Here is a 1,415-nt window from a genome sequence, read left to right on the forward strand (position 1 = left end):
TAGGGCTTGGTTAGGTGGGGACAGATTGGGCGTGTCTGGGTAACGCGCGGCGGCAGGTGGGGCAGATCCCGGCCCAGCAGGCCAGGATCAGCTGTAACCCGGCGATGACCTGATAGGTACTCAAGCCACGGCCGGCGCTTTTGGGTTGAGCCGTTCCAGAGTGCAAAACGCGTGAGCGACCGAGACCAGCGTGACATGGTGATGCCAGCCGCTCCAGGTACGGCCCTCGAAGTGGTCCAGGCCCAGCCCGGTCTTCAGCTCACGGTAGTCGTGCTCGACCCGCCAGCGGATCTTCGCCATTCTCACCAGGTCCCGCAGCGAGATGTCGCCAGGCAGGGTAGACAGCCAGTACTTGGCCGGCTCGGGCTGCCGGGCCGGCCATTCGGCCAAAAGCCAGCACTCCGGCAAGTCCCCACCGGCGCAGGCGCGGCGGATCGTCCGGCCCGCGGGCCGCACCCGCAGCGCGACGAACCGGGAACGCAGCGCCCCCTTGGACCCGGCCCGCCACGTCACCGTATGCAGCGCGCGCCGCCCGGCGGCCATCACGACCTGCCGGGCCGAGCACGGCTTGTCCCGGTAACGCGGCACCGGCCGCCGCCCGGTCCCGCTCCAGGGCGGGGCGGTGCGACAAGCCCCGGCACCCAGCAGCGCGATATCGGAACGCACCCCCACCACATACGGGATGTCCCGCTCGGCCAAAGCCAGGCGGAAGGCGCCGTCTTGGCCATAGCCCTCATCGGTGACGACCAGCGGAGGGCGCAGCCCCCAGCTTTCCAGCTCATCGAGCATGTCGACGGCCAGCCGCCACTTGACCACATGCCCGACGTCCTCAGGGATCCTGGCCCGGCACCGCCGCGCCCTGACCGCCTGGGCGTCCCCGGTTCCCGGCGCGGCCGGATCCCACTGCTCCGGCACGAACAGGCGCCAGTTCACCGGGCAGGAGGCGGTATCGGTGACCAGATGCACGCTGGGAGCGACCTGGCAGTTGGCGGTCTTGCCCAGCGCCCCGCAGTACTGCGGCGCCACCCCCGGCGACTCATCGCCGTCCTTGACAAAGGACACATCATCGATCACCCACGCCACCGGGACGATCGCCGCCTCCATCCGCCAGGCCAGCTCGGCCAGCACCAGCTGATGCGCCCACGGGGCATCGGTGAGAAACTGCTGCAACCCCTGGCGGTCCACCCCCAGCCGGGCCGCCATCGGCTCCATCGACTTGCGCGCCCCGTTGGTCAGCAGCCCGCGCACATACCATTGCCCCCACCGCCGCCGATCAGCCCGGCCGAAACAGTCGAACACCTCGGCGGCGAAGGTTTCCAGCCGCTCGCGTGCGGCCTCGAGTTCTTGTGGTGTCATCCCTGTCACCCCCGAACGGGAGACACACCCTCACCACCCAAGGTAACCAAGCCCTACTA

At 69.6% G+C, this 1,415-nt stretch carries 1 protein-coding gene; it reads right to left on the reverse strand.

Annotation, left to right across the window (positions count from 1 at the left end; all coding sequences use genetic code 11):
• Window positions 1-120: 120 nt before the first annotated feature.
• Complete coding sequence (locus AB0N02_RS47325) at window positions 121-1,356, reverse strand: IS701 family transposase (RefSeq protein ID WP_363961765.1); 1,236 nt, start codon at window positions 1,354-1,356, stop codon at window positions 121-123.
• Between the last annotated feature and the right edge of the window lie 59 nt (window positions 1,357-1,415).

This window comes from Streptosporangium sp. NPDC051022 (genome assembly GCF_040683035.1).
Lineage (GTDB): Bacteria > Actinomycetota > Actinomycetes > Streptosporangiales > Streptosporangiaceae > Streptosporangium.